Here is a 24,276-nt window from a genome sequence, read left to right on the forward strand (position 1 = left end):
GGTCGGGGTCATGGACCTGCTCGACGACGCTCGCGGTCTCGCCGACGACCTGGTGGAGCTCCGCCGCCGCCTGCACCGCGAGCCCGAGGTCGGCCTCGAGCTGCCGCGCACGCAGGCGGCGGTGCTCGACGCGATCGACGGCCTCGGGCTGGAGGTGACCACCGGCACGGGCGCCACCTCGGTCACCGCCGTGCTGCGCGGCGGCCGACGACCGGCCGAGGGCGCGCCGGTCGTGCTGCTGCGCGGCGACATGGACGCGCTGCCGATGGAGGAGAAGACCGGCCTCGGCTTCGCGGCGGTCAACGGCGCGATGCACGCGTGCGGTCACGACCTCCACACCGCGAGCCTGGTCGGGGCCGCCCGGCTGCTGCACCAGCACCGCGACCGGCTCCGCGGCGACGTCGTGCTCATGTTCCAGCCCGGCGAGGAGGGGTACGACGGGGCGGGCGTGATGGTCCGCGAGGGGGTCCTCGACGCCGCCGGCCGGCGCGCCGACGCGGCGTACGCCACCCACGTCTCGGCCGCCGAGGTCCCGCTGCACCGGGTGACCGGCCGGGCCGGCCCCTTGCTCGCGGCCTCCCACGGCCTGACGGTCACCGTCCGCGGCGTCGGCGCCCACGGCTCGACGCCGTTCCGCGGCCGGGACCCGATCGTGGCCATGGCGGAGATGATCACCTCGCTCCAGGCGATGGTCACCCGCCGCTTCGACGTGTTCGACCCGGTCGTGCTCACCGTCGGCGTGGTGCACGCGGGCACGCGGCGCAACATCATCCCGGACACGGCGCAGTTCGAGGCGACCGTGCGCCGCTTCTCCGACGCCAACGAGGCGCGGCTGACCGAGGCGATCCACGAGACGCTGCACGGCGTCGCGCGGGCGCACGGGGTGGAGGTCGAGATCGAGTACGTCGCGGGCTACCCGCTGACGGTCAACGACCCGGCCGAGGCCGCGTTCGCCGCCCGGGTCACCGAGGACCTGCTCGGCCCGGGGAGCTACGAGTCGCTGACCGAGCCGAGCACCGCCTCCGAGGACTTCTCGCGCGTGCTCGCCGAGGTGCCGGGGGCGATGATCTTCCTCGGCGCGACCCCCGCCGGGGCGGACCCGCAGGCGGCCCCGTCCAACCACGACCCCCGCGCGGTCTTCGACGAGGCCGCCCTGCCCGACGGTGCGGCGCTCCTCGCGACGCTCGCCCACGCCAAGCTGGAGGACCTCGCCCGATGACCGGCTCGCCGATCCCGCCCCCGTCGTACCGCGTCGTCGTCGGGCGGCTGCGCACGATGGACCCCGAGCGGCCGACCGCCGAGGCGATGGCGGTGCGCGACGACACGATCGTCGCCGTCGGCACTCGCGCCGAGGTGCTCGCCGCCTGTCCGGAGGGCACTCCCGTCGAGGACCTCGGCGAGACCTGCGTGCTGCCCGGCTTCATCGACACCCACCTGCACCTGCTGCGGGGCGGTCTCAAGGTCATCCACGACCTGGGGCCCGGCCCGCACGACGCGGACACGGTCGTCGCGAGCATGCGGGAGCTCGGCTTCGAGGCGGAGTGGGGTGAGGAGCCGCCGACGCTCGAGCAACGGGTCGAGGGGATGCGGGTCTTCCAGCCGGCGCTCCACGAGCTCGGCATCACCGCGGTGATCGACCCGGCCGCGACGCGCGACGAGCTGGCGGGCTACCAGGAGTGCTGGCGCCGCGACCTGCTCACCCTGCGGGTGGTCGCGATGCCGTACGTCGACGTCGGCCAGCCGGAGGGCAGCGGGGTCGACGACGCGATCGTGCGGCTGGAGAACGTCGGTCTCGGCACCGGGTTCGGCGACGACCGGCTGCGCGTCGGCGGCATCAAGGTCTACCTCGACGGCGAGGGCATGAAGAGCCAGGCCCTGCTGCGCGACCCGTGGCCGGACACCGGGGAGCCGGGCGTCCAGCGGATCCCGACCGAGGCCTTCCAGCGGCTCCTCGACCACTGCGCGCGCAGTGGCTGGACGGTCGGGGTCCATGCGGTCGGCGGCCTCGCGGTCGAGCGGCTGCTCGAGTGCTACGCCGCCGCGGACCGGGTCGCGTCGATCCGCGGCCGGCAGTGGCAGATCATCCACGGCTACCTGGAGACGGCGGCGGCCTCGATGAGGCGCGCGGCCGAGCTGGACGTGGTGATGGCGGCGCAGCCGTCGATCATGCTCCGCAACGGTGCCGCGCTCGCCGAGCTGCTCGGCCCCTGGGCGGAGCGGATGTGCGCGCTGCGCTCCTGGCTCGACGCCGGCGTCCGGGTCGCGCTCGGCTCCGACGGCCCCTACTTCCCCTTCGATCCCCGCGAGCTCATGTGGTCGGCCGTCACCCGACGGGTGCGCGACCGCGAGGAGCCGCTCGATCCCGCCGAGGCGATCACCGTCGAGGAGGCGCTGGCGGCGTACACCCGCGAGGCCGCGGTCGCCGCCTTCGCCGAGGGCCGGTACGGCGTCCTCGCTCCTGGCCTGCTCGCCGACTGGGTGGCGCTCGACCGGGACCCGCTGACCATCGACCCGATGGAGCTGCGCGACCTGCGGGTGCTGCGCACCGTGGTCGGCGGCGAGACGGTGTGGTCGGCGTGAGCACCGCCGAGCAGCGCGTGACGGAGCTGGGGCTGGTGATCCCCGACTACGCCGACCCGCCGTACGGCGGCCGCTTCGGCACGGTCAAGGCGTTCCACCGGGTGGGGAGCCTGGTCTTCCTCGGCGGCATGACCGCCGAGTCGCGCGACGGTGTCGTGCTGCACCCGGGCCACCTCGGCGCGGACGTGTCGGTCGAGCAGGGGTGCGAGGCCGCCCGGCGGGCGGCGACCAACGTGCTCGGCATGCTGCGGCTCGCCGTCGGCTCGCTCGACGAGGTCGCCGGGCTCGTCCAGCTGCTCTGCCACGTCGCCGCGACGTCCGACTTCGACGCGCACCACCTCGTCGGCCAGGCCGCGAGCGACGTCTTCGTCGACGTCTTCGGACCCGCCGGCGTCGCCACCCGCGCGACCGTCGGCGTCCCCAGCCTGGCCGGCCGGAACTGCGTCGAGCTCGTGGTCACGGCCGAGGCAGCGTCTCCAGCCAGCTGAAGACGTCGTCGGCGGTGACCAGGGCGTCGCGCTGGAGGTAGGCGATCGCCGTGAGGGCCGCGTCGTGGGCCTCCTGGCTGGACCCGCCGATGCAGTCGGTGAGCACCCGCACCCGGTAGTCGTGCTGGTGGGCGTCGACCGCCGTGTAGTGGATGCAGACGTCGGTGAGCCCGCCGATCAGCAGCACGGTCTCGGCGCGGTAGGCCTTGAGCACGATCTCGAGCTCGGTGCCGAAGAAGGCGGAGTAGCGGCGCTTCCGGATCAGGAACTCCTCCGGCAGCGGCCGCACCCAGGGCGCGAGCTCGGTCTCGGGCCAGCCCTCGACGCAGTGCGGGCCCTCGGCGCCGTCCAGCTCGCGGCCGATGTCGACCAGCGAGGGCTTGTGCACCTCCTGGATGAAGACGACCGGGACGCCGTGCGCGCGGCACTCCTCGATCAGCCGTTCCACCCGGCCCGCCCGCTCGGCGCGGCCACCCATGGTCGGGATCTCGGAGCGGGACTCGTCGCTCGGGACGTCCCCGCCCTGGATGTCGACGACGATCAGGACGGCGGTGCCGACGACCGCGGGGGCCCCGGCCGGAGTGCTGGTCATGGACCGCATGATAGACCTGTGGATGCGAAGCCTTTGACTTTGGATCCACTTGTTACAAGCAGATGACGTTTCGGTGGCGCCCGCCGGATGTGATCCCAAGCGGCCTAGATTGGATCCACGCTCGTCGACCGCCGAAGGACGTCAATGCCGATCCACACCGTGCTGGGCCCGATCGCCCCGGAGGACCTGGGGCCGACGTCCATGCACGAGCACCTCCTCAGCGACCTGCGGATCTGGGCCAAGCCGCCGGTCGAGCCGCCGCCGCCCGGGCCGATCGGGCCCGAGACGATGGGCTACCTGCGCTGGAACGCGCTCGCCGTCCCCGAGAACCTCGTGCTCGACGACCCCGACGTCGCCGTGGCCGAGCTCGCCGACGCGCGGGCAGCGGGTGCGAGCGCCGTCGTCGACCTGACGCTGCCGGGCATGGGTCGCCGGCTCGAGGAGCTCCCGGAGATCTCGCGCCGCAGCGGCGTGCACGTCTGCGTCGGCACCGGTTGGTACGTCGAGGAGACGATGCCCACCGACATCCGGACCGCCGAGGTCGACGCGATCGCCGAGGGACTGGTCCGTGACCTCACCGAGGGCATCGACGGCACCGGCATCCTCCCCGCGCTGCTCGGCGAGATCGGGACCAGTCATCCCGTCACCGACGCGGAGTGGCGGGTGCTGCGGGCCTGCGGGATCGCCGCCGCCGAGACCGGCGCCGCGGTGTCGGTGCACTGCTCCTTCCGCGGCCAGGTCGGCCTCGACGCCCTCGACGTGCTCGAGAAGGAGGGCGTCGCACCGGACCGGGTGATCGTCGGCCACCTCGACGAGCGCTTCGACCCCGACTACCACGCGGAGGTCGCCCGCCGCGGCGCCGTCCTCGCCTACGACACGTTCGGCTCGGACTTCCTCTACGGCGACCCCTCGCTGCGCAACCCGACCGACCCCGAGCGCTTCGCGATGGTCGCCTGGCTGATCGAGCAGGGATACGCCGGCCAGCTCGTCGTCGGCGCCGACGTCTGGAGCCAGACCAACCTCAAGCGCAACGGCGGGAACGGCTACGACCACCTCTTCCGCCGCATCCTCCCCGGACTCCTCCGCCTGGCCGACAACGACGTCGAGCTGCTCCACACCATCGCCGTCGGCAACCCCCGCCGGCTCCTCGACCGTCCCTGATCCACCCGAAAGGCCGAACCGTGTCCCTGCGTCCTCTCGCCCTCTCCGCCTCGGCGGTCGCGCTGCTGACCGCCCTGACCGCCTGCTCCGGTGGCGCCACGCCCGGCGCCGACGCCGACACCCCGTCCTCGGGGAGCGCCACCCTCAAGGTCGCGTTCCTCGGCGGCATCTCGACGCCCGACCCGGACACGGCGTACGACGGGCCCGAGCTCAACCTCGTCAACAGCGCCTACGAGGGCCTGCTCGCCTACAAGCCGGGCCAGGCCGACCCCGAGCTCGAGGGGGTGCTCGCCACGGACTGGTCGGCCAACGACGACAACACCGTCTTCACGTTCACCCTGCGCGACGGCGTGACCTTCCACGACGGCACGCCCTTCACCTCCGCCGCGGTCGCGGCCTCCTTCCAGCGGCGCACCGACGTCGGCGAGGGGCCGTCGTACATGGTCGCGGGCGTCAAGAAGGTGGCCACGCCCTCGGACGACGAGGTGGTGATCACGCTGAAGTACCCGAACAGCTCCTTCCTGGCACTGCTCGCCTCGCCGTTCGGGCCGAAGATGATCAGCCCGACCGCGCTGAAGGAGCACCCGGTCAGCGACCAGGGCACCGACTGGTTCGACAGCCACGACGCGGGTACCGGCCCCTACACCTACGGTGACTTCCACGAGGGCGTCTCCTACGAGCTCGATGCCTACGACGACTACTGGGGCACGAAGCCGGGCTACTCCGAGATCGACTTCCCGGTCGTCGCCGACATGTCCACCGTCCAGCTCCAGATGAAGAGCGGCGACCTCGACGCGGTGATCGGCTACGCCGACGACACGACGTACGACGACTTCACCCAGGACTCCGACCTCGCGACGTACGCCTTCTCGAGCATGCAGACGCCGACGATGTTCGTGAACCCGCAGAGCGCGGCGCTCGGCGACGACGCGACCCGCAAGGCGTTCGTCTCGGGCATCGACTTCGCCGACCTGGCCACCTCGTCGCTGGGCAGCACCGCGGAGCCGACGACCGAGGTCTTCCCGAAGAACCTGCTGCCCTCGGACGTGGACCAGCAGGTGATCCAGTACGACTCGGGGGCGCTCGCCTCGCTGGCGGACGGTGCGTTGTCCGGCAAGACGATCACCATCGGCTACCCGGCGTCGAGCCCGTCGGGCAAGTCGTTGAGCGACCACCTCGCGGCCACCCTCAACGGCGCCGGGATCGACGCCAAGAGCGTCAGCTTCGGCTCCGGCACCTACTACTCCGCGCTCGCCAAGGGCGCCGACGCCCCGGACATCACCTTCTTCTCCGGCTTCCCCGACACCGCGCACCCCGACTCGTGGGGCTACGTCTTCTACACCCCGGACGGCGGCCTCGACCTCTTCGGCGCCGAGGTGCCCGAGGCGACCAAGCTGCTCGGCGAGGCGGTCGAGGACGACGACATCGCGAAGTACGGTCAGGCGGCCGAGCTCGTGAGCGAGTCGGCGTACTGGTACTCGGTCGCGACCAGCCTCGGCACGGTCGTGACGCAGAAGGACGTCGGCGGCGTCGAGGACTCCTGGAACCCGGTCATCACCGGGGTCCTCGACCTCGACCTGCTGCACCCCGAGTCGTGACCCGGACGGACCGGCCGGCCCTGCGCGTCGACGGCCTCACCGTCCGCTACCTGACCAAGGGCGGTCCGGTCGTGGCGGCCGCCGACGTCGACCTGCGCGTCGCCCCCGGCCAGTGCCTCGGCCTGGTCGGCGAGTCCGGCTCGGGCAAGAGCACCCTGGGCCTCGCGGTCCAGGGGCTCCTGACCCGCGAGGAGCAGGTCGCGACCGAGGGCGTCGTGGCGATCGCCGACCGGGAGCTCGACCCCGGCGATGAGCGCGGATGGGGCCAGGTGCGCGGGCACCTCGTCACCACCGTGTTCCAGGACCCCATGGCCTCCCTCGACCCGACGATGACGGTCGGGCGGATGCTCACCTGGGTCACCCGCGACAAGCAGGAGAGCCTCCGGTGGCTGGAGGAGGTGGAGATCCGGGAGCCGAAGGTGGTGCTGCGCTCCTACCCCCATCAGCTCTCCGGCGGCATGCGGCAGCGGGTCATGATCGCGATGGCGCTGGCCCGCAGGCCCGCGGTGCTGGTCGCGGACGAGCCGACCACGGCGCTCGACGTCAGCGTGCAGGCCCAGATCCTCTCCCTGCTGCGCCGCGAGCAGGACCGGCTGGGCTGCGGCCTGCTCTTCGTCACCCACGACCTCGGCGTGGCGCGCACGATGTGCGACGACGTCGCCGTCATGCGGCACGGCCGGATCGTCGAGCGTGGCCCGTCGGCCCAGGTCTTCGACGCGCCGCAGGACGAGTACAGCCGCCGCCTCGTCGCGTCGCGGCTCACGCTCGACACCGACCGGGCCCGCCCCGTCGGACCGCCCGAGCCGACGGTCGTCGCGTCGATGTCCGAGGGCCTCGCGCAGCCGGAGCCCGAGAGCCTGACCCGTCGCTGGAGCGCCGGCGAGCTCACCTGGGCCTCCTTCGCGGCACCCGAGCCCGAACGTCGACGACCACCGGCGCTCGAGCTGGTGGCCGTGACGAAGAGCTTCCGGACCGGCGGCCTGCTCGGCTCGCGCGAGAAGCAGGTGCTGCACGGCATCGACCTGACCGTCGAGCCGCGGCAGAGCGTCGCCCTGGTCGGCGAGAGCGGGTCGGGCAAGTCCACGATCCTCCGCATCGCCGCCGGGCTCGAGCAGGCCGACGGCGGGGACGTCGTGATCGACGACCGCGGCGGTGCCGGGGTGCAGGTGGTGCCGCAGGACGCGGGCGCCTCGCTCACCCCCTGGCGCACGGTCGAGCAGCTGCTCCTGGAGCGGCTCGGCAACACCCCCGAAGGCACCGGTCTCACGGATGCGGAGCGGTCGGCCCGCATCCGGCTCGCCCTCGAGCGCGTCGCCCTCGACCCCGACCAGGTGCTCCGGCGCAAGGCCGGTCAGCTGTCCGGCGGCCAGCGCCAACGGGTGGCGATCGCCCGCGCCGTCGTCGTCCCGCCTGCGCTGCTGCTCTGCGACGAGCCCACCAGCGCCCTGGACGTGTCGGTCGCGTGCACCGTCCTCAACCTCCTCAACCTGCTGCGCCAGCAGCTCGGCCTCTCGATCCTCTTCGTCACCCACGACCTGGCGGCCGCGCGGGTGATCGCCGACCGGGTCGACGTGATCAGCGACGGCCGGATCGTCGAGCGGGTGGACGCCGGCGACCTCTCCGACTCCATGACCAGTGCCTACGGCAGGAGGTTGCTCGATGCCGTCCTCCCCTGACGCGACGACGGTGCCCGCACCCACGGCGGCCGCGCCGGCGCGCCGGCGGATGCTGCCGCTCCCGAGCCGGCCCGGTCGACGTGGGCACGAAGCGCGCCCGGTCGGGGCGGTCGTCGCGCTGACCCTGCTCGGGGTCGTCGTCCTGGTCGCCCTGCTGGGTCCGGCCCTCTCGCCGTACAGCTCGATCACGGTCTCCGGTCCACCCGACCTGGCGCCCTTCAGCGCCGGCCACTGGCTGGGCACCGACCACCTCGGGTTCGACATCGCCACGCGGGTGGTGGAGGGCGCGCGGACCAGCCTGTACGCCGCCTGCGTCGTCACCCTGGGCAGTGCGGTGTTCGGCCTGGCGCTCGGCACCCTGGCCGGGATGGCCGGCGGGTGGGTCGACCAGGTGCTGATGCGACTCACCGACCTCTTCCTCGCCTTCCCGGCGACCATCGTCGCGATGGCGGTCGCCATGGGCCTCGGCCCCAGCCTGAGCAGCTCGATGATCGGCATCGCGGTGATCTGGTGGCCGCTCTACGCGCGGCTGACCCGCGGCGAGGTGCGCCGGGTCGCCAGCAGCCCGCACGTCGAGGCCGCCCGGCTCAGCGGCACCCGCGGCCTCACGCTCGTGCGGCGCCACGTCGTCCCGTCCGTGCTGCCGACGGTCGTGGTCACCGCGAGCATGGACATCGGCGGGGTCATCGCGATGCTCGCCGGCCTCGCCTTCATCGGGCTGGGGTCCCCGGAGCCGGCGCCCGAGCTGGGGCTGATGGCCTCCTCCGGCATGCAGTACATCCTCGGCTCCTGGTGGATCGCGGTCATCCCGGGCATCGCGGTGGGGCTGCTCTCGCTGCTCTTCACCTACACCGGCGACGCGCTGCGCAGCCTGCTGCGTGGAACGGGGGCCTGATGCTGCGCTTCGCCGTACGGCGCCTGGGATCGCTGGTCCTGGTGCTCCTGTGCCTCTCGATCCTCGTCTTCGTGCTCAGCCGGTACGGCGGCGGCGACCCGGTGCGCTCCTACCTCGGCAACAACGCCTCGGCCTCGGCCGTCGCGGCGATGCGCGAGAAGCTCGGTCTCGACGACCCGATGCCCGTGCAGTTCTGGGACTACGTCTCGCGGCTGCTCCACGGCGACCTCGGGATGAGCCTGAGCACCCGTCGCCCGGTGCGCGCCGAGCTCGCCGACCGGCTGCCCGCCACGCTCGAGCTCGCGATCGCCACGCTCCTCTTCTCGGTGGTGATCGGGGTCGTGCTCGCCCGGGTCTACGCGCTGCCCGGCTGCTTCGGCGGGATCGTCCGGTTCACGCTGCTGGGTGCGGCGAGCGCGCCGGCCTTCCTCGTCGCGACGGCCGGCGTGCTGATCTTCTTCGTCCAGCTCGGCTGGCTGCCCGTCTCGGGACGCACGTCGTACGGCCCGAGCGAGGGGCTCTCGGGCATTTACGTGCTCGACGGCCTGCTCACCGGCAACCTGGCCTACTCGTGGGACGCGTTGCAGCACCTGCTGCTGCCGGCCTTCGCCGCGAGCCTCGGCCCCGGCGTGGCGCTCGCGCGGGTCCTGGCCGACGGGCTCAGCACCAGCATCGGGTCGGCGTACGCGCGCACGGCTCGGTCGTTGGGCGAGTCCGAGCGCAGCGTGCTGCGGCGCCACGGGCTCCGCAACGCGGCCAGCCCCGCCCTGAGCATGCTCGGCGTCCAGTTCGGGATGATGCTGTCGAGCCTGGTCGTCGTCGAGCAGATCTTCTCCTGGAACGGGCTCGGCCAGTACCTCGTGATGGCCATCGACCGCGCCGACACCAATGCCGTCGCCACGATCAGCCTGCTCCTCGGCGCCTTCTACGTCGTCATCAACGCGCTCGTCGACATCGCGCTCGCGGCGATCGACCCGCGCGTCCGCCTCAGCTGACCCACCCCCGGAAGGAATCCCCGTGCCCCAGGAGTTCTCGCCGCTCCAGGTCCTCGACTGGACCCCGTCGGCCGACCTCACGCCGGTCGGCGAGGTCGTCCTCGTCGTCCTCGACGTGGCGCCCGGTCCCGACCACGACGCGCAGGTCGCGCGGGTCGAGGCGCTCGTCGCCGGCTGCCGCGACGCCGGTGTCCCGGTCGTCTTCGCCCGCACCATGACCGGTCCGGCGGCCTCCGTCCCGGCCGCCCCGGGCCTCGCCGACCGCCCGGAGGAGTACGTCGTCCGCCGCCACCGCCACTCGGCCTTCTACGGCACCGAGCTCGACCTGGTCGTGCACGGCTACGGCGCGCAGACGGTCCTGCTGGCCGGCGGCACCACGGACGTCTCGGTGCACTACAGCCTGGTCGACGCGCACCAGCTCGACCACCACATCCGCTGCGTCGCCGACCTCGTCACGGGCACGAACCCCGAGCTCCACGAGGCCGCCCTGCGCGCCATCAAGTACCTCCAGCGCGACGCGCTCGTCACCACCGCCGCCGTCGAGACGTGGCTCGCCGGCCGCCGTACCCCCGAGGAGCAGACCGCATGAACACCCAGGGCCGGACGGCGCTCGTCGTCGTCGACTTCCAGGGCGGCGACCTGTCGTCGTCGACCTCGGCGTACGCCACCGACCAGCTCGAGAAGGCCAAGGCGATCGTCGCCGGCTGTCGCGCCGCGGACCTGCCCGTCGTCTGGATCCAGGAGGTCCACAAGCCGCACCTGACCGACATGGGCCGGGAGCTGGACGGCTCGGAGGGGCAGCACTGCATCGAGGGGTGGGCCGACACCGAGATCGCCCACGGCCTCGACCCGCTGCCCACCGAGCACCACGTCCGCAAGCGCCGCTACTCGTCGTTCTTCGCCACCGAGCTCGACATCGTGCTCAAGCAGTACGCCGTCGACAGCCTGGTCCTCATCGGTGGCTTCACCGACATCTGCATCCTCTACACCGCCATGGACGCCGATCAGCGCGACTTCCGGATCAGCGTCGTCTCGGACGTCGTCTCGGGCTCGTCGCGGCAGGCCCACGACGACGCGCTGCTGATGATCGCCCAGCTCCAGGACGGTGCCCTCGTGACGTCCGAGGAGGTCCTGGCCTGGCTCGCGCCGGCCGAGGGGGCGGTCTCAGCCTGAGAAGACCGTGGAGGAGCGCTGCTCGTACCAGCGGGCCAGCGCGTCGCCGGCCTTGATCACGTGCACGCGCATCTCCTCGGCGGCGGCGTCGGCGTCGCCGGCGCGCAGCGCGGCGACGATCCGCTCGTGCTCGGCGAAGTTCTCGTCGCGGTGCCGGCTGTCGGTGACGATCAGCTGCGAGGAGACGTTGCGTGGGAAGGCGCCGTTGAGGTCCTCGATCGTGCGCCCGAGCCGGGCGTTGCCGGAGATCTCGGTGATGAGCGTGTGGAAGGCGTCGTTGGCGCGCCGGTGGGTGGGCGCCTGCTCGCCGGCGCTCTGCGCGGCGGAGTGCTCGTACATCTCCCGGTTGCTGACCTCGAGCTCGTCGAGCTGCTCGCGGGTGATCCGGGAGACCGCGCGGCGCGCCGCGAGCGCCTCGAGCTCGGCGCGGACCTCGTAGGCCTCGCGCACCTCCCACGGGGCGGGCACGCGGACGACCGCGCCCCGGTTGGGGTGCACGGCGATGAGGCCGCCGCTCTGGAGCTGACGGATCGCCTCGCGCACGGGGGTGCGGCTGACCCCGAAGGTGGCGGCCAGGTCGGCCTGGCGCAGCTGCCCGCCGATGGGGATCTCGCCGGCCATGATCAGGTCGCGGATCTTGGCGGCCAGGTCGTCGACCAGGGTCGCTGGCGACAGTGCTTCCTCGTCTGCCTGGTCGGGCATCCCGTCCCCTCTCGATGTCGCGCGGCGGTGCGTGTCCGGACTCTAGCGGAGGATACGGCGTGGCGCTTGAAGGATCCGAACATGTACTCTTTGGATCCAATAGTTCGAAGAGGAGGCGTCGCCGTGCTGCTGATGGGAGCCGCGATGGTGGTCGGTTGTGCCGTCCACCTCGTCCTCGTCGCCCGGTCCCACGACTGGCATCCGCTGCACGTGGCGTGCCCCGCCCTGGTGCTGCTGGCGATGGTCGACACGTGCCTGCTCGGGTCCGGCCTGCTGCCGGGCGCGGTCTGGGCGGCACTGGTCGCGCTGGCGGCGGTCGCCGCCGGGGTCTTCGCGCCGAGCGGTCGGCGCGCCGGCCACTCGTGGGGCGTGGTGGCGGCGCTGGTCGCGCTGCTCGCCCTGCCCTCGGCCGCGAGCGCCACCCCTGCCGAGGACGGCGCGGCCGACCTGCACGGCATGCACGACGCGGCCGGGATGTCCGACATGAGCGGCATGACCGGCATGACCGGCATGAGCGGCATGCACGACATGGCCGGCAGCCACGCCGCCGCCGACGTGCCGGGCTGGCTCTGGTGGGGCGTGCTGGCGGGGGTCGTCGTCATCGTGACCGTCCTGGCCGTGCGGGTCGTCCGCGCGTCCGGCCACCGGGCCCGTTCCCGCCGCGTGCTCGCCCTCGCCGGCCTCGTCGAGGTCGGCCTGATGGCGGCGATGGTCCTCCCCGCGACCGCCTGACACCCACCGAAGGAGTCCGCAGGTGCTGAAGAAGGAAGACAACGACCGGCTCACCCAGACCGGGCCGGGCACCCCGCTGGGCCGGCTGATGCGCTCCTACTGGCAGCCCGTGGCGCTGGTCTCGGAGATGCCGAGCGACCGTCCGGTCAAAGCCGTGCGGATCATGGGCGAGGACCTGGTGCTCTTCAAGAGGCCCGACGGCTGGGGCCTGGTCTCGCGCTTCTGCGCCCACCGCGGCGTCGACCTCTCCTACGGCCGGCTCGAGGACGGCGGCCTGCGCTGCCTCTACCACGGCTGGCTGTACGACGGGGAGGGTCGCTGCGTCGAGCAGCCGGCCGAGCCGGAGCACAGCCAGTTCCTCCACAAGGTGCGGATCAGCAGCTATCCCTGCGTCGAGCGCAACGGTCTCGTCTTCGCCTACCTGGGCGCTGGCGACCCGCCGCCGTTCCCGCACTACGACTGCTTCACGGCGCCGGAGCAGTACACCTTCGCCTTCAAGGGGCTGTGGGAGTGCAACTGGCTCCAGGGTCTCGAGGGCGGCATCGACCCGAGCCACGTCTCCTTCCTGCACCGCTTCATCCAGGAGGACCCGCGCGACGTCTACGGCCAGCAGTTCAGCGAGGAGGTCGCCGGGACCGGGCAGAAGCTGTCGAAGCTGGTCGGGGACCACTTCCGTCCCGACATCGAGGTCGAGACCGTCGACCACGGCCTGCGCGTCTTCGCGATCCGTCAGCTCACCGAGCATCTGCGGCACGTGCGCGTCACGAACCTGATGTTCCCCAACGCCTTCGTCGTGCCCTTCGGCAACAGCAAGGTCTTCACCCAGTGGCACGTGCCCATCGACGACGAGCACCACTACTGGTACATGATCTTCTACGACTTCGCCGAGCCCACCGACCAGGAGACGCTCCTGCAGCAGCGGCTCGAGGGCGTCTCGCTCCCGGACTACCGGCCGCTGCGCAACCGCTCCAACAACTGGGGCTTCGACGCACGCGAGCAGCAGGAGCTCACCTACACGGGCATGGGCCTCGACATCAACGTCCACGACCAGTGGGCCGTCGAGAGCATGGGCCCGATCCAGGACCGCACCCTCGAGCGGCTCGGCGTCTCCGACCGCGCCGTCACCGCCAACCGCCGCCTGCTCCTGCGCGCGCTCGACACCTTCGCCGCCGGTGGTCCGCTCCCCTCGCACCCCGTCTCCGAGGAGGAGGCGGCCGCGCTCGTCGGCCCGTACGCGGTCGACCTCGTCACCGACCACGACGGCTGGGAGCAGCGCTGGCTGGCCAGCGAGGCCGAGCGCCGCGCCGCATCGCCGTGGCACCGGGCGACCGTGGAGTCCGAGGAGCCCGTGGATGCGTAACGTCGACGAGCGGCCGGTCGCCGAGGCCGGCGGCGGTGCCAGCGCCCGACCGATGCTGAGCAGCGACCGGGGCGGCTTCGTCGACGTCCACGACCTCTGGTCCGAGCGGCAGTACGCCGCAGCCGCCCAGCTGCGCCGCGTGGTCGACGAGCTCGGCATCGAGATGGTGCGCCTCGGCTTCGTCGACCAGCACGGCATCGTACGCGGCAAGACCGTCGCCCGCGCCGCGCTCGCGGGCGCCCTGCGCAACGGCATCACCGCCCCCAGCTCGCTCCTGCTCAAGGACACGTCCGGTTCGTCGGTCTTCCCCGTCTTCCGCTCCGAGGTCGGCGTCGGCGTGGAGGGCTTCTCGGGCGCGGGCGACGTCGTGCTGGTGCCCGACCCGACGACCTTCCGCGTGGTGCCCTGGGCCGAGCGCACCGGCTGGATCCTCTGCGACGTCCGCTTCCCCGACGGCTCGGCCGTCCCCTTCTGCACCCGCTCGCTCCTGCGCGACCAGCTCGCCGCGCTCGCCGAGCGCGGCTACGCGATGACCGTCGGCGCCGAGCTGGAGCTCCACCTCTTCCGTGGCGACAGCGATCCGACGACGCCCGGCTCCCAGCTGCTCCACGAGGAGACGCTGGACGGGCTCGACGACGTCGTCCAGCACCTCTACTCCGGCCTCACCGCGCTCGACCTTCCGGTGCGCACCCTCGAGCTCGAGTTCGGCGCCAGCCAGATCGAGCTCACCCTCGACGCTGCCGACGCCGCCACCACGGCCGACGCCGTCGTGGTCTGCCGGACGGCGATCCGCCAGATCGCCCGGCGGCTCGGCTACCACGCCACGTTCATGTCGCGGCCCCAGGGCGCCGCCAGCGCGTCGACCGGCTGGCACCTCCACCAGTCGCTCCGACACCTCGCGACCGGACGGGCGGCGTTCGTGCCGGACCCCGACGGCGGCGACGAGGCGCTGTCGGTCACCGGACGCTCGTGGCTCGAGGGCCTGCTCGCCAACGCACCGGCCGCCGCGGCGTTCACGACCCCGACCGTGAACGGCTACAAGCGCTACCAGCCCTACTCGCTCGCCCCCGACCGGATCGCCTGGGGCCTCGACAACAAGGGTGCGATGGTCCGCGCGGTCCGGGCCGCGGACCCGTCGGCGACCCGTCTGGAGAACCGCAGCGGCGAGCCGGCCGCCAACCCCTACCTCTACGTGGCCGCCCAGGTCGTCAGCGGCCTGGACGGCCTGAGCCGTCGCCTCGACCTGCGCCCGCCGACCGAGAACCCCTACGAGGACACCGCCCCGCGGCTGCCGCGATCCCTCGGCGAGGCCGTCGACGCGCTCGCGTCGTCGACCGCCTTCCGCGCCGGGCTCGGGGACACCGTCGTCGACTGGTACACCCGGATCAAGCGGGCCGAGTGGGAGCGCTACCTGGCCCACGTGTCCGACTGGGAGCAGCGGGAGTACGCCGATCTCTTCTGAGCCGGCGACTGCTAGTTTCGCCGCATGCCACGCCTGGGCCGGCCTCGGGCCAAGGGCCCGTCGACCTCGGGCCTGACCACCGAGCAGGACATCCTCCGCGCCGCCGCGCAGCTCTTCTGCGAGGTCGGCTACGGCAGCACCAGCACCTACGCGATCGCGCAGGCGGCCGGCATCTCGCAGGCCACGATGTACCACTACTTCCCGGGCAAGCACGCGATCCTGCTCGCCCTGCTCATGGACACGGTGCAGCCCTCCGTCGAGCTCGCCACGTCGCTGGTCACCGGGGCCGGCGCCGACGACCCGCCCCAGGCACGCCTGCGTCGGCTGTGCGAGTACGACGTCCGACTGCTGGTCGAGGGCGAGCACAACCTGGGCTCGCTCTACCTGCTGCCCGAGCTCGGTGACGAGCGCTTCGCGCCCTTCCACGCCGAGCGAGAGCGCCTCTACGCGGCCTACCGGGACCTGGTCGCGGACGTGGCCGGGGTGGACCCGGGCGGGGCGGACGCCCTGGCCAGCCTGGTGTTCGGTCTGGTCGAGTCGGTGATCCTGCGCCGGCGCCGCGAGGGGGAGCTCGCCGCGGACACGCCCGAGTTCATCGCCGACGCGGCCCTGCGGCTGGTGGGAGCGGGCCGGAGGGACTGACCGGAAGGATTAATCCGAGTCTCCATTGGATGTAACATGGATGACATTGGATCCAACTTTCCTTGATCTGTCGCTCGACAGAAAGGTCTCGCCGTGTCCCGGTTCGTCTCCGCCCTGGCGCGTCCGCGACCGGTGGACGGACCGGTCGCCGACCTCGACGGCATGCCCCTGCGGATGCACCCGCTGGTCCTCGGGTGGGAGCCCATCCCGGAGTCGCTGTCCCTGCACGGCGGGTCCGCCTCGACGTTCCTGCTCGAGCCGGTGACCGCGGCCGTCGTGGTGTACGCCGACGGCTGGGTCCTGCTCGACAGCGGCTTCGACGTCGACGCGCTCGCCGACCCCGCGATCCGTCGCGCGCGGTTCGTGCACGGGAGCTACAACCCGGTCGTCCCGCCCGGCGATCCGCTCCTCGAGCAGGTCGCCGCCCTCGGCCTGTCGTGGCGCGACCTGCGCGCCGTCGGCATCTCGCACGTGCACTTCGACCACACCGGCGGTCTGCGACTCGTCGCGCCCGGGATCCCCGTCCTGCTCCAGCGGGCGGAGTGGGAGTACGCCGCCACCGGGGCGGTCGTCGCGGCCAACCCGTCGGAGTTCCGGCGCTCCGGTCTCGACGTCGTCCTCGCCGAGGGCGACACCGAGCTGGCGCCCGGGCTCTGGGCGCTCGACACGGCCGGGCACACCCCGGGCCACCAGTCCTTCGCCGTCAGCCTGCCCGGCCAGCGCATCGTCCTCGCCTGCGACGCCGCCGACCTGCACGTCAACGTCACCGGCCCCACCCGCTGCGGCAGCACGGAGCGCCCGGAGGACGCCGCGGCCGCCCAGCGCGCCATCGAGCGGCTCGCCGAGCTCGACGCCGCCGAAGGCACCACCGTCTGGCCCGCCCACGACCCGGACTGGCCGGGCTGGCGCGAGCACACCGTCGCCTGATCAACCTCGAGAGGACCCCATGACCACCGACCGCCCCGGCATCCTGCTCGTCCACGGCGCCGGCGGAGACCCCGCCGCGTGGCAGGACGTCGAGCCGCTGCTCCAGCAGGCCGGCTTCCGCACCCGCTGTGTGACCAACCCGCTCACCTCGCTCGCCGCCGACCTCGCGCACACCACGGCGGAGCTCGACGACCTGGCCGGCCCGTCGGGCCGGGTCGTCGCCGTCGGGCACTCCTACGGCGGGGCCGTGATCACCAACGTCGGGCGTGACGACCGCGTCGCGGCCCTGGTGTACGTCGCCGCCTTCGCGCCCGACGAGGACGAGTCGATCGACGCCATCTGCGACAGCTACCCACCGGCGGCGATGTCGCAGTTCCAGGTGATCGGCGAGGACGGCAGCTGGGAGATCGAGGACACCGAGGAGTCGCGCGCGGTCCTGTCGTGGGACCACACCCCCGAGCTCCGCGCCCGGCCGCGCGAGACCCGTGTGTGCAACGAGCTGATCTTCACCGAGCCGACCGGGGTGCCCGGCTGGCGGCTGCGCCCCAGCTGGTACGTCGTCGCCGCGGACGACCCGGCGATCCCGCCGGTCGCCCAGCGGGGCATGGCGGCCCGCGCCGGTGCGACCACCTCCGAGGTGCCCGGCACCCACATGACGCCCTGGCTGCACCCCGACCACGTCGCCCGCGTGATCATGGAGGCGGCCGCGGCCGTCGAGGCGGTGACCGCGTGATGCGCGTCCACGACATCACCATGCCGATCCACCCCGACATGCTGCACTGGGGGCGCAAGCCCGAGGTCGAGGTCGTCGAGTCGATCGAGGCCGGTCACGCCTCGAACGTCACCCGCTGGCGCCTCGGCACCCACACCGGCACCCACGTCGACGCCCCCGCCCACTTCGTCACCGGCGCGACACCCGTCGACGAGATCGACCTCGAGACGCTGGTCGGCCCCGCCGTCGTGCTGGACCTGACCGGCGTCGAGGGCGAGATCACCGCCGACCACCTCCTCGCGGCCGGCGCCGCCGGGCACGAGCGGATCCTGCTCAAGACGACCAACTCGGGCACGTCAGGTCCGATCCACGACACCGAGCGGGCCCCGGCCTGGGTCGGCGTCGGACCCTCCGCCGCCGAGTGGGCGATCGAGCACGGCGTCCGGCTGCTGGGCATCGACTACCTGACCATCGAGTGCCACACCCGCACCGACACCTGGGACGTCCACCACGCGCTGCTGCCGGCCGGCGTCATCATCCTGGAGAACGCCCTCCTGACCGACGTCGAGCCGGGCGAGTACGAGCTCGTCTGCCTGCCCGCGAAGCTGGCGGGGGCCGACGGCGCCTTCGCGAGGACGGTGCTCATCGAGCGGTGAACGGTGAGTGGTGCCGGGGACGGTGCGCGGGGGAGGGCGTGCGTGTAACGAGATTGTGCGCCGCGGGGCAGCGCCGCTGTAACACGCGCCGGGCTGAATCGTGCCCACTATCTGTCGAGTGATCGAAAGTCGCTCGCGCCCCGCGCACCTCTCCAGGAGCACCCATGATCATCACCGGTGTCGCGCTGACCGTCCTGGTCGTGCTGGTGGTCGGCATCGCCGTCGCCCGCAAGATCGACGGCGACAGCGCCAACTACCTCGTCGCCGGGCGTCAGCTCGGTGTCCCGCTCGTCGCGGTCGCGCTCACCACCTCCGCCGTCGACAGCAACGCGACGGTCGGCAACACCGACCTGAGCGCGGCGTACGGCTTCTGGGCGGGCGCGTCGCTGGCGATCGGGCTGGCGATCTGCCTGCTCCTGGCCGGCCTCTTCCTCGCCAGGCCGATGAACCGGATGGGGCTCTTCACGCTCGGCGACTTCTTCGCGCGGCGCTACAACCGTCCGGTGGAGGTCGTCGCGTCGGTCCTGATGATCTTCGCCTTCACGATCCTGCTGGCCGGCAACCTGGTCGCGATGGGCTTCCTCGTCGAGTACTTCACCGGGATGTCGTACGACGTCGGCGTCGTCCTCGCCGTGTGCCTGGTGCTCGCCTACACGATCGGCGGGGGTCTCTTCTCCGACGCCTACACGGCGGTCATCCAGGCGATCATCACCGGCGTCGCGACGATCGTGCTCTTCTGCTGGGTGGCGGGGAAGTACGGCATCGCGATCCCCGACGGGCTCGGTCCCTTCGACCTCGGTCAGCTCACCGACTCCTCGCAGGGCGCGCCGATCAACTGGGCCACGCTGGTGTCGTTGGGCATCGGCGACCTGGTCGCCATCGACTTCATGCAGCGGATCTTCGCGGCCAGGACGCCGGAGATCGCGCGGCGGGCGTGCTTCGTCGGCGCCGGGGCCACGGCGATCGTGGGTGTGCTCTGGTCGCTGATCGCCCTGACGTCGGTGGCCAAGCTCGGCCTGGCCTCCGACCCCGCCCCGATCATCTACCAGCTGCTCGACGAGCACGCGCCCACGATGCTCGCGGTCCTCTCGCTCTCCGGCATCGTGGCCGCGTCCTTCTCGACCGCCTCGGGCGCGATCCTCGCCACGTCGGCGGTGGCGGTGCGCAACATCGCGGGCGTCCGCCGGGACGTCGAGCCGGGTCACCACGACCCGCTGCTGCGCTGGACCCGGGTGGCGATGATCCCGGTCGTGGTCGTGGGCATCGTCTTCGCGATCCGGGTGAGCCAGACGGGCATCCTGCTGACGCTCGCCTTCGACCTGATGCTCGCGTGCCTCGCGGCGCCGTTCCTGATCGGGCTGTTCTGGAAGCGTGCCACCTCGACCGCGGCCCTGGTCGGCGCGGGTGTCGGCCTGGTCGTCCGGCTGGTGCTGCTCGCCCTCACCCCGACCCTGTACGGCGTCCCGAACGACCTCTTCCACGTCGACAACGACCTGGTCGGGGCCGGCTTCGACGGGTGGGCGACGCTGGTCTCGGCGGCCGCCGGGACCGCGGCGTTCGTGCTGACCGCGCTGGTGACGCGTCCGCATGCCGACGAGGAGCCCGAGCTGCGGCTGGCCGACCGGACGCTCCCCGAGGAGCCGGAGCTCGCGCCGGCCGGGTGAATCAGGGCGCGGTGACGAAGCGCTGCAGGAGCAGGACGAGACGCCGCGCCTGGGCGGCGTCGATGCCGCCGAGGCGCTCGGCGGCGGTCGACTCGGCGATCCGCGTCGCCTCGGCGAGCACCTCGCCGGCCTCGGGCTGCACCAGGTGGAGGACCTGGGTCCGTCGGTCCGTCTCCAGGCGGCGCCGCTCGACCAGCCCGCGGGCCTCGAGGTCGTCGACCATCTGGACGACGCTCGCACCGCTCACGCCGAGCTGACGGCCGAGCTCGGCCTGCGGCACCGGGCCGAGTGAGGTGAGCGTGGTCAGCACGCCGAAGTGGCGCGGCTCGATGCGCAGGGCCTCGAGCGCCGCGGCGTACGCACGGTGCATCCGCTGGTGGGCCCGGGTGATCAGGAAGCCGAGGCTCTCGAGCAGCGGCTCGGGAGTGTCCGGCGACAGCTCGCCCGCGACGATCCCGAGCAGCAGCCGGCGCAGGTCCTCGCGCTCGGCGGGGGTGAAGCCGGCGGTCAGCGCGTCCTCGAGGTCCTCGGCGTGCCGGCGCCAGCCGCGCGCGGCGGCGGCACCCTCGGGCGTCCGGGTCAGCGCGTAGGAGCGGCGGTCGTCGGGGTTGCGGACGCGCTCGACCAGGCGCTGCTCGGTGAGGTCGGCGGCGACCCGGACCATCGTGGTGCGGCTGACGTCGACCATCGCCGCGATCGCCTGCTGCGAGCGGGTGGCCCCGCCGGCCAGGGCGAGGAGGGCGGCGTACGCGTGGATGTCGACGCCGGCCGGCAGCCGGGTGCCGAGCTCGGCGGTGACCCGGGCGGCGGCCCGCCAGAGCAGGTGTCCCGGCGCGTCGGCGAGCGCCGGGAGGAGCTCACGGCTCGTGGTCGGCTCGGGCAACCCCACCGTTCGGCTCCTGATCGTTAGGCACTTGACGAATCTCCCGACCAGCGTATCGTACTGCAGGTAATCGTTTAGTCCTTGATGATTTGGTGGTTGATGATGGCCGAGACGACGACGCCCGTACCGGGCACCGACCGGGGCAGGTGGTGGACCCTCGTGGCCGTCTGCACCGGTGTGTTCATGCTGCTGCTCGACGTCACGATCGTGAACGTCGCCCTCCCCGACATCCAGAGCGACCTCGACGCCTCGCTGTCCGACCTCCAGTGGGTCATCGACGCCTACGCGCTCAGCCTCGCGGCCCTGCTGCTCACCGCCGGGTCGTTGGCCGACCTCTACGGACGCCGCCGGGTGTTCGTGATCGGCACCGTCCTCTTCACCCTCGGCTCGGTCCTCTGCGGCGCCGCGCCGAGCATCGGCTTCCTCACCTACGCGCGGGCCGCGCAGGGGATCGGCGGCGCGGCCATGTTCGCGACCGCCCTCGCGATCCTCGGGACGGCGTACACCGGTCGCGACCGCGGCGTCGCGTTCGGCGCCTTCGGGGCGACCACCGGTGTCGCCGTGGCGATCGGCCCGGTGCTCGGCGGCGTGCTCGTCAGCGGTCTGTCGTGGCGGTGGATCTTCTTCGTCAACCTCCCGATCTGCCTGGTCGCGCTCGCCATCACCCTCCGCAAGGTCCGCGAGTCGCACGACCCGCGCGCGGGCCGGCCGGACTGGATCGGCTTCGTCACCTTCACGATCGGCCTCGGCGCGATGGTCTACGGCCTGATCGAGGCCGGCCGCACCAGCTGGGGCGACTCGACGGTCGTCTGGTCGTTCGTCGTCGCGGCCGTGCTGCTCGCGGCGTTCGTCGTCGCGCAGCTGGTGCAGGAGCACCCGATGTTCGACCTCGGGCTGCTGCGCAAGCCGACCTTCACTGGCGGCCTGATCGCGGCGTTCGGCATCTCCGCGTCGATCTTCTCGCTCCTGACCTACCTGGTGATCTACCTCCAGAACGTGCTCGGCTACTCCGCCGTCCAGACGGGCGTGCGGGTGCTCTTCCTCTCTGCGGCGGTCTTCGTCACCTCCGCGATCGCGGGTCGGCTGACCGAGCACGTCTCGCCGCGGTGGCTGATCGGCCCGGGCTTCCTGATCCTCGGCGTCGGCCTGCTCCTGATGATCGGCATCGACACCGACTCGTCGTGGACCCACCTGATCCCGGGCCTGATCGTCGGAGGTGTCGGGGTCGGCCTGATCAACCCGCCGCTCGCCTCGACCGCCGTCGGCGTCGTCACCCCCGACCGGGCCGGCATGGCCTCGGGCGTGAACTCGACCTTCCGCCAGGTCGGCATCGCCACCGGCATCGCGACCCTCGGCACGATCTTCAGCCACCAGGTCGCCGACGCCATCACCTCCGGCCTGGCCGGTACGCCGGCGGCCGCCCAGTCCGACCGCATCTCCGAGGCCGTCACCGGCGGCCAGGTCGACGCCGTCCTCCAGGCCGCGCCCGCCGACGTTCGACCCGAGATCGCCCAGGTCGCCGTGTCGTCCTTCGTCGACGCGCTCAACCACATCGGCCTGGTGGCGGCCTGCATCGCCTTCGCCTCGGGCGTGCTGTGCCTGGTGCTGATCCGGGACAAGGACTTCATCCGCCACGGCGCCCCGGCGCCGGCCGCCGTCCCGGCCGCCGAGGACGCCCCCGTCTGAGGACGCCCCGTCTGAGGGGGTCGTCAGCCAGAACCCGCCGACACGCCGTCGATCGAGCGGCGTGTCGGCGGGTTTCCCCGGGCGGCCGGGGAAACCCGCCCCAGAGCCTAGCGCGGCACCCGCACCAGCAGGCGGCCGTGGATGCAGGTCATCCGCAGCTCCTTGCCGGGGCCGATGGAGTCGCCGTCCAGCTGGCGGGGGGTGTCGGCGGCGGCGCGGACCACGATGGTGTGACCGGTCATCCGGTTGACCAGCTCGTCGGTCCGCGGCCGACGCGCCAGCACCCGGTAGGCGAGCGGGATCCAGGACAGGAACTTCCGCGGGTGCAGCATCACCACGTCGAGGACGCCGTCGTCGATGGCGGCGTCGGGAAGCAGCGGCATGCCGGCCTGGAGGTAGCCCACGTTCCCGACCACGATGGTCCGGGCTCGGTGCTTGGTGAAGTCGCCGCCGTCGACGGAGACCTCGACCTTCACCGCCGGGAACATCAGCGACTTGAGCGCGGAGAGCACGTAGGCGAGCCAGCCGACCCGCTTCTTGATGTCCTCGTTGACGCCCTCCATGATCGCGGCGTCGAAGCCCATGCCGGCCATCACCATGAAGTGGGTGTCCTCGAAGCCGTCGCCGCTCACCTCGACGAGGTCGATCGCCCGGTCCTGGCCGTTCAGGGCGACGTCGATCGCGGCCCGCAGGTAGAGCGGGATGTCCAGGTTGCGGGCCAGCAGGTTGCCGGTGCCGGCGGGGATGATCCCGACCGGGATGCCGGTGCCGGCGAGCTCCGCGCAGACCTCCCGGACGGTGCCGTCGCCGCCGCAGACGAGCACCAGGTCGGCCCCGGACACCGAGGCCGCCTCGGCCATGCCGGTGCCGGGGTCCTCGACGGTCGTGTAGTGCCACGACGGCGTGGACCAGCCCGACTCCGTGGCCAGCGCCGTCACGATGGTCTTGAACTGGTCGACGTCCTCGACCTTGATCGGGTTGAGCACGACCGCCAGCTGCTTCTCCGAGACGTAGACCTCGGGCAGCGGTGAGATCGAGGCCGCGTGGCTGTGCGGCAACGGGTTGTAGACGGCGATGCCGAGCAGCACGAAGCCGATCCCGAGCAGCACCCCGCCGGCCACGTCGGAGGGGTAGTGACGGCCGAGCAGCACCCGGTCGAGCCCGACCACCACGACGACCAGGACGACCGCGGCGTACGCGAGCTGTCGCATGCTGCGCTTGCGCACCAGCATCGAGACCAGCACCACGACGATGCCGCCGAGAGCGGTCGCCCCGGACGCGTGGCCCGACGGGAACGCGTTGTTGTGGAGGACCGCCTCGAGGTTCTGCCACGGCGGCCGGTCGCGGCCGACCGCGAGCTTGACGAGGGTGGTCGCGAGCGCCGTCGCGACCATGACGCCCACGGTGTAGAACGCCGCCCGCCGGTGCTTGCGGAGGAGGAGCGCCGCGATCACGACGGTGTACGCCGTCATCGCCCACGTGCCGAACGCGATCTCGACCGCGCGGAGCACGTGGTGGAGCCACTGCTGGTCGGTCGCCCACGCCTCCGAGGACTGGCCGCGGTTGTCGAGGTCGACCAGCGGTCCCCAGTCCTGGACGACCGCGAGCGTGAGCAGCCCGAACGCCACGAAGAAGACGGCGGACCAGGCGAGCACGATGGCGCGAGGTCGGTCGAGCATGGTCGGAAGTATG

23 protein-coding genes are annotated in these 24,276 nt (G+C 72.5%); 19 read left to right on the top strand and 4 right to left on the bottom strand.

Going from position 1 to position 24,276, the window contains the following annotated elements; translation table 11 throughout:
- The first annotated feature begins 10 nt into the window (after nt 1–10).
- From K8U61_RS14410 to K8U61_RS14420, 3 genes are read left to right on the top strand one after another with little or no spacing between them, the layout of a single operon-like run.
- Nucleotides 11–1,219: a M20 metallopeptidase family protein gene (locus K8U61_RS14410; protein WP_224123733.1), complete on the top strand. Its 1,209-nt coding sequence runs from the start codon at nt 11–13 to the stop codon at nt 1,217–1,219.
- Nucleotides 1,216–2,580: an amidohydrolase gene (locus K8U61_RS14415; RefSeq protein ID WP_224123734.1), complete on the top strand. Its 1,365-nt coding sequence runs from the start codon at nt 1,216–1,218 to the stop codon at nt 2,578–2,580. Before K8U61_RS14410 ends, K8U61_RS14415 begins: the two co-directional genes overlap by 4 nt.
- Nucleotides 2,577–3,068 carry a RidA family protein gene (locus tag K8U61_RS14420; protein WP_224123735.1) on the top strand — a complete coding sequence of 164 codons (492 nt, stop codon included), beginning with the start codon at nt 2,577–2,579 and terminating at the stop codon, nt 3,066–3,068. Before K8U61_RS14415 ends, K8U61_RS14420 begins: the two co-directional genes overlap by 4 nt.
- Here the strand turns inward: K8U61_RS14420 and K8U61_RS14425 are convergent.
- On the bottom strand, nt 3,037–3,660 hold the full coding sequence (locus K8U61_RS14425; protein WP_224123736.1) for a cysteine hydrolase family protein: 624 nt from the start codon (nt 3,658–3,660) through the stop codon (nt 3,037–3,039). The two genes, K8U61_RS14420 and K8U61_RS14425, sit on opposite strands and share 32 nt — an antisense overlap.
- 144 nt (nt 3,661–3,804) lie before the next feature.
- Between K8U61_RS14425 and K8U61_RS14430 the strand changes: the two genes are divergently transcribed.
- From K8U61_RS14430 to K8U61_RS14460, 7 genes are read left to right on the top strand one after another with little or no spacing between them, the layout of a single operon-like run.
- Nucleotides 3,805–4,821, top strand: a complete 1,017-nt coding sequence (locus tag K8U61_RS14430; protein ID WP_224123737.1) for a phosphotriesterase family protein — start codon at nt 3,805–3,807, stop codon at nt 4,819–4,821.
- Between the two features lie 20 nt (nt 4,822–4,841).
- Nucleotides 4,842–6,419: an ABC transporter substrate-binding protein gene (locus tag K8U61_RS14435; protein WP_224123738.1), complete on the top strand. Its 1,578-nt coding sequence runs from the start codon at nt 4,842–4,844 to the stop codon at nt 6,417–6,419.
- On the top strand, nt 6,416–8,095 hold the full coding sequence (locus K8U61_RS14440; protein WP_224123739.1) for an ATP-binding cassette domain-containing protein: 1,680 nt from the start codon (nt 6,416–6,418) through the stop codon (nt 8,093–8,095). The genes K8U61_RS14435 and K8U61_RS14440 overlap by 4 nt, the downstream gene beginning before the upstream one ends.
- Entirely contained in the window at nt 8,079–8,990 is a 912-nt protein-coding gene (locus K8U61_RS14445) for an ABC transporter permease (protein WP_224123740.1), read from the top strand. The genes K8U61_RS14440 and K8U61_RS14445 overlap by 17 nt, the downstream gene beginning before the upstream one ends.
- Complete coding sequence (locus K8U61_RS14450) at nt 8,990–9,985, top strand: ABC transporter permease (RefSeq protein ID WP_224123741.1); 996 nt, start codon at nt 8,990–8,992, stop codon at nt 9,983–9,985. Before K8U61_RS14445 ends, K8U61_RS14450 begins: the two co-directional genes overlap by 1 nt.
- A gap of 22 nt (nt 9,986–10,007) precedes the next feature.
- Nucleotides 10,008–10,574 (top strand): cysteine hydrolase family protein, encoded by a 567-nt coding sequence (locus tag K8U61_RS14455; RefSeq protein WP_224123742.1) that lies wholly within the window; start codon nt 10,008–10,010, stop codon nt 10,572–10,574.
- The gene (locus K8U61_RS14460; protein ID WP_224123743.1) at nt 10,571–11,158 is read left to right on the top strand and encodes a cysteine hydrolase family protein; all 588 of its coding nucleotides are present in this window, start codon (nt 10,571–10,573) and stop codon (nt 11,156–11,158) included. The genes K8U61_RS14455 and K8U61_RS14460 overlap by 4 nt, the downstream gene beginning before the upstream one ends.
- On the opposite strand, the gene K8U61_RS14465 is transcribed toward K8U61_RS14460, so the two are convergent.
- The gene (locus K8U61_RS14465; protein ID WP_224123744.1) at nt 11,150–11,860 is read right to left on the bottom strand and encodes a GntR family transcriptional regulator; all 711 of its coding nucleotides are present in this window, start codon (nt 11,858–11,860) and stop codon (nt 11,150–11,152) included. The two genes, K8U61_RS14460 and K8U61_RS14465, sit on opposite strands and share 9 nt — an antisense overlap.
- An 81-nt stretch (nt 11,861–11,941) precedes the next feature.
- Here K8U61_RS14465 and K8U61_RS14470 point away from each other — a divergent pair, with 81 nt between their 5' ends.
- The 8 genes from K8U61_RS14470 (at nt 11,942) to K8U61_RS14505 (ending at nt 20,015) form a co-directional block, all read left to right on the top strand.
- Nucleotides 11,942–12,592: a hypothetical protein gene (locus K8U61_RS14470; RefSeq protein ID WP_224123745.1), complete on the top strand. Its 651-nt coding sequence runs from the start codon at nt 11,942–11,944 to the stop codon at nt 12,590–12,592.
- Between the two features lie 22 nt (nt 12,593–12,614).
- Nucleotides 12,615–13,952: a Rieske 2Fe-2S domain-containing protein gene (locus tag K8U61_RS14475; protein WP_224123746.1), complete on the top strand. Its 1,338-nt coding sequence runs from the start codon at nt 12,615–12,617 to the stop codon at nt 13,950–13,952.
- Complete coding sequence (locus K8U61_RS14480; protein ID WP_224123747.1) at nt 13,945–15,414, top strand: glutamine synthetase family protein; 1,470 nt, start codon at nt 13,945–13,947, stop codon at nt 15,412–15,414. Before K8U61_RS14475 ends, K8U61_RS14480 begins: the two co-directional genes overlap by 8 nt.
- Nucleotides 15,415–15,438: 24 nt before the next feature.
- Nucleotides 15,439–16,056, top strand: a complete 618-nt coding sequence (locus tag K8U61_RS14485; RefSeq protein WP_224123748.1) for a TetR/AcrR family transcriptional regulator — start codon at nt 15,439–15,441, stop codon at nt 16,054–16,056.
- Between the two features lie 93 nt (nt 16,057–16,149).
- The gene (locus K8U61_RS14490; protein ID WP_224123749.1) at nt 16,150–16,983 is read left to right on the top strand and encodes an N-acyl homoserine lactonase family protein; all 834 of its coding nucleotides are present in this window, start codon (nt 16,150–16,152) and stop codon (nt 16,981–16,983) included.
- Nucleotides 16,984–17,002: 19 nt separating this feature from the next.
- Entirely contained in the window at nt 17,003–17,716 is a 714-nt protein-coding gene (locus K8U61_RS14495; protein ID WP_224123750.1) for an alpha/beta fold hydrolase, read from the top strand.
- Nucleotides 17,716–18,351, top strand: a complete 636-nt coding sequence (locus K8U61_RS14500; RefSeq protein ID WP_224123942.1) for a cyclase family protein — start codon at nt 17,716–17,718, stop codon at nt 18,349–18,351. The genes K8U61_RS14495 and K8U61_RS14500 overlap by 1 nt, the downstream gene beginning before the upstream one ends.
- A gap of 164 nt (nt 18,352–18,515) precedes the next feature.
- On the top strand, nt 18,516–20,015 hold the full coding sequence (locus K8U61_RS14505; RefSeq protein ID WP_224123751.1) for a high affinity choline transporter 1: 1,500 nt from the start codon (nt 18,516–18,518) through the stop codon (nt 20,013–20,015).
- A gap of 1 nt (nt 20,016) precedes the next feature.
- Here K8U61_RS14505 and K8U61_RS14510 read toward each other — a convergent pair whose 3' ends face one another.
- The gene (locus K8U61_RS14510) at nt 20,017–20,904 is read right to left on the bottom strand and encodes a MarR family winged helix-turn-helix transcriptional regulator (RefSeq protein ID WP_224123752.1); all 888 of its coding nucleotides are present in this window, start codon (nt 20,902–20,904) and stop codon (nt 20,017–20,019) included.
- 96 nt (nt 20,905–21,000) lie between these two features.
- Here K8U61_RS14510 and K8U61_RS14515 point away from each other — a divergent pair, with 96 nt between their 5' ends.
- Nucleotides 21,001–22,584: an MFS transporter gene (locus K8U61_RS14515; protein WP_224123753.1), complete on the top strand. Its 1,584-nt coding sequence runs from the start codon at nt 21,001–21,003 to the stop codon at nt 22,582–22,584.
- 107 nt (nt 22,585–22,691) lie between these two features.
- Here K8U61_RS14515 and K8U61_RS14520 read toward each other — a convergent pair whose 3' ends face one another.
- Nucleotides 22,692–24,263, bottom strand: coding sequence for a bifunctional phosphatase PAP2/diacylglycerol kinase family protein (locus K8U61_RS14520; protein WP_224123754.1), 1,572 nt, complete (start codon nt 24,261–24,263; stop codon nt 22,692–22,694).
- Between the last annotated feature and the right edge of the window lie 13 nt (nt 24,264–24,276).

This window comes from Nocardioides mangrovi, assembly GCF_020073815.1.
Taxonomy (GTDB): Bacteria; Actinomycetota; Actinomycetes; order Propionibacteriales; family Nocardioidaceae; genus Nocardioides; species Nocardioides mangrovi.

Bases quoted from the DNA above. Each gene is read 5' to 3' on its own strand.
- K8U61_RS14410 (WP_224123733.1), top strand. From the start codon at position 11: ATGGACCTGCTCGACGACGCTCGCGGTCTCGCCGACGACCTGGTGGAG.
- K8U61_RS14415 (WP_224123734.1), top strand. From the start codon at position 1,216: ATGACCGGCTCGCCGATCCCGCCCCCGTCGTACCGCGTCGTCGTCGGG.
- K8U61_RS14425 (WP_224123736.1), bottom strand. From the start codon at position 3,660: ATGACCAGCACTCCGGCCGGGGCCCCCGCGGTCGTCGGCACCGCCGTC.
- K8U61_RS14430 (WP_224123737.1), top strand. From the start codon at position 3,805: ATGCCGATCCACACCGTGCTGGGCCCGATCGCCCCGGAGGACCTGGGG.
- K8U61_RS14445 (WP_224123740.1), top strand. From the start codon at position 8,079: ATGCCGTCCTCCCCTGACGCGACGACGGTGCCCGCACCCACGGCGGCC.
- K8U61_RS14450 (WP_224123741.1), top strand. From the start codon at position 8,990: ATGCTGCGCTTCGCCGTACGGCGCCTGGGATCGCTGGTCCTGGTGCTC.
- K8U61_RS14460 (WP_224123743.1), top strand. From the start codon at position 10,571: ATGAACACCCAGGGCCGGACGGCGCTCGTCGTCGTCGACTTCCAGGGC.
- K8U61_RS14465 (WP_224123744.1), bottom strand. From the start codon at position 11,860: ATGCCCGACCAGGCAGACGAGGAAGCACTGTCGCCAGCGACCCTGGTC.
- K8U61_RS14470 (WP_224123745.1), top strand. From the start codon at position 11,942: ATGTACTCTTTGGATCCAATAGTTCGAAGAGGAGGCGTCGCCGTGCTG.
- K8U61_RS14480 (WP_224123747.1), top strand. From the start codon at position 13,945: ATGCGTAACGTCGACGAGCGGCCGGTCGCCGAGGCCGGCGGCGGTGCC.
- K8U61_RS14485 (WP_224123748.1), top strand. From the start codon at position 15,439: ATGCCACGCCTGGGCCGGCCTCGGGCCAAGGGCCCGTCGACCTCGGGC.
- K8U61_RS14495 (WP_224123750.1), top strand. From the start codon at position 17,003: ATGACCACCGACCGCCCCGGCATCCTGCTCGTCCACGGCGCCGGCGGA.
- K8U61_RS14500 (WP_224123942.1), top strand. From the start codon at position 17,716: ATGCGCGTCCACGACATCACCATGCCGATCCACCCCGACATGCTGCAC.
- K8U61_RS14505 (WP_224123751.1), top strand. From the start codon at position 18,516: ATGATCATCACCGGTGTCGCGCTGACCGTCCTGGTCGTGCTGGTGGTC.
- K8U61_RS14515 (WP_224123753.1), top strand. From the start codon at position 21,001: ATGGCCGAGACGACGACGCCCGTACCGGGCACCGACCGGGGCAGGTGG.
- K8U61_RS14520 (WP_224123754.1), bottom strand. From the start codon at position 24,263: ATGCTCGACCGACCTCGCGCCATCGTGCTCGCCTGGTCCGCCGTCTTC.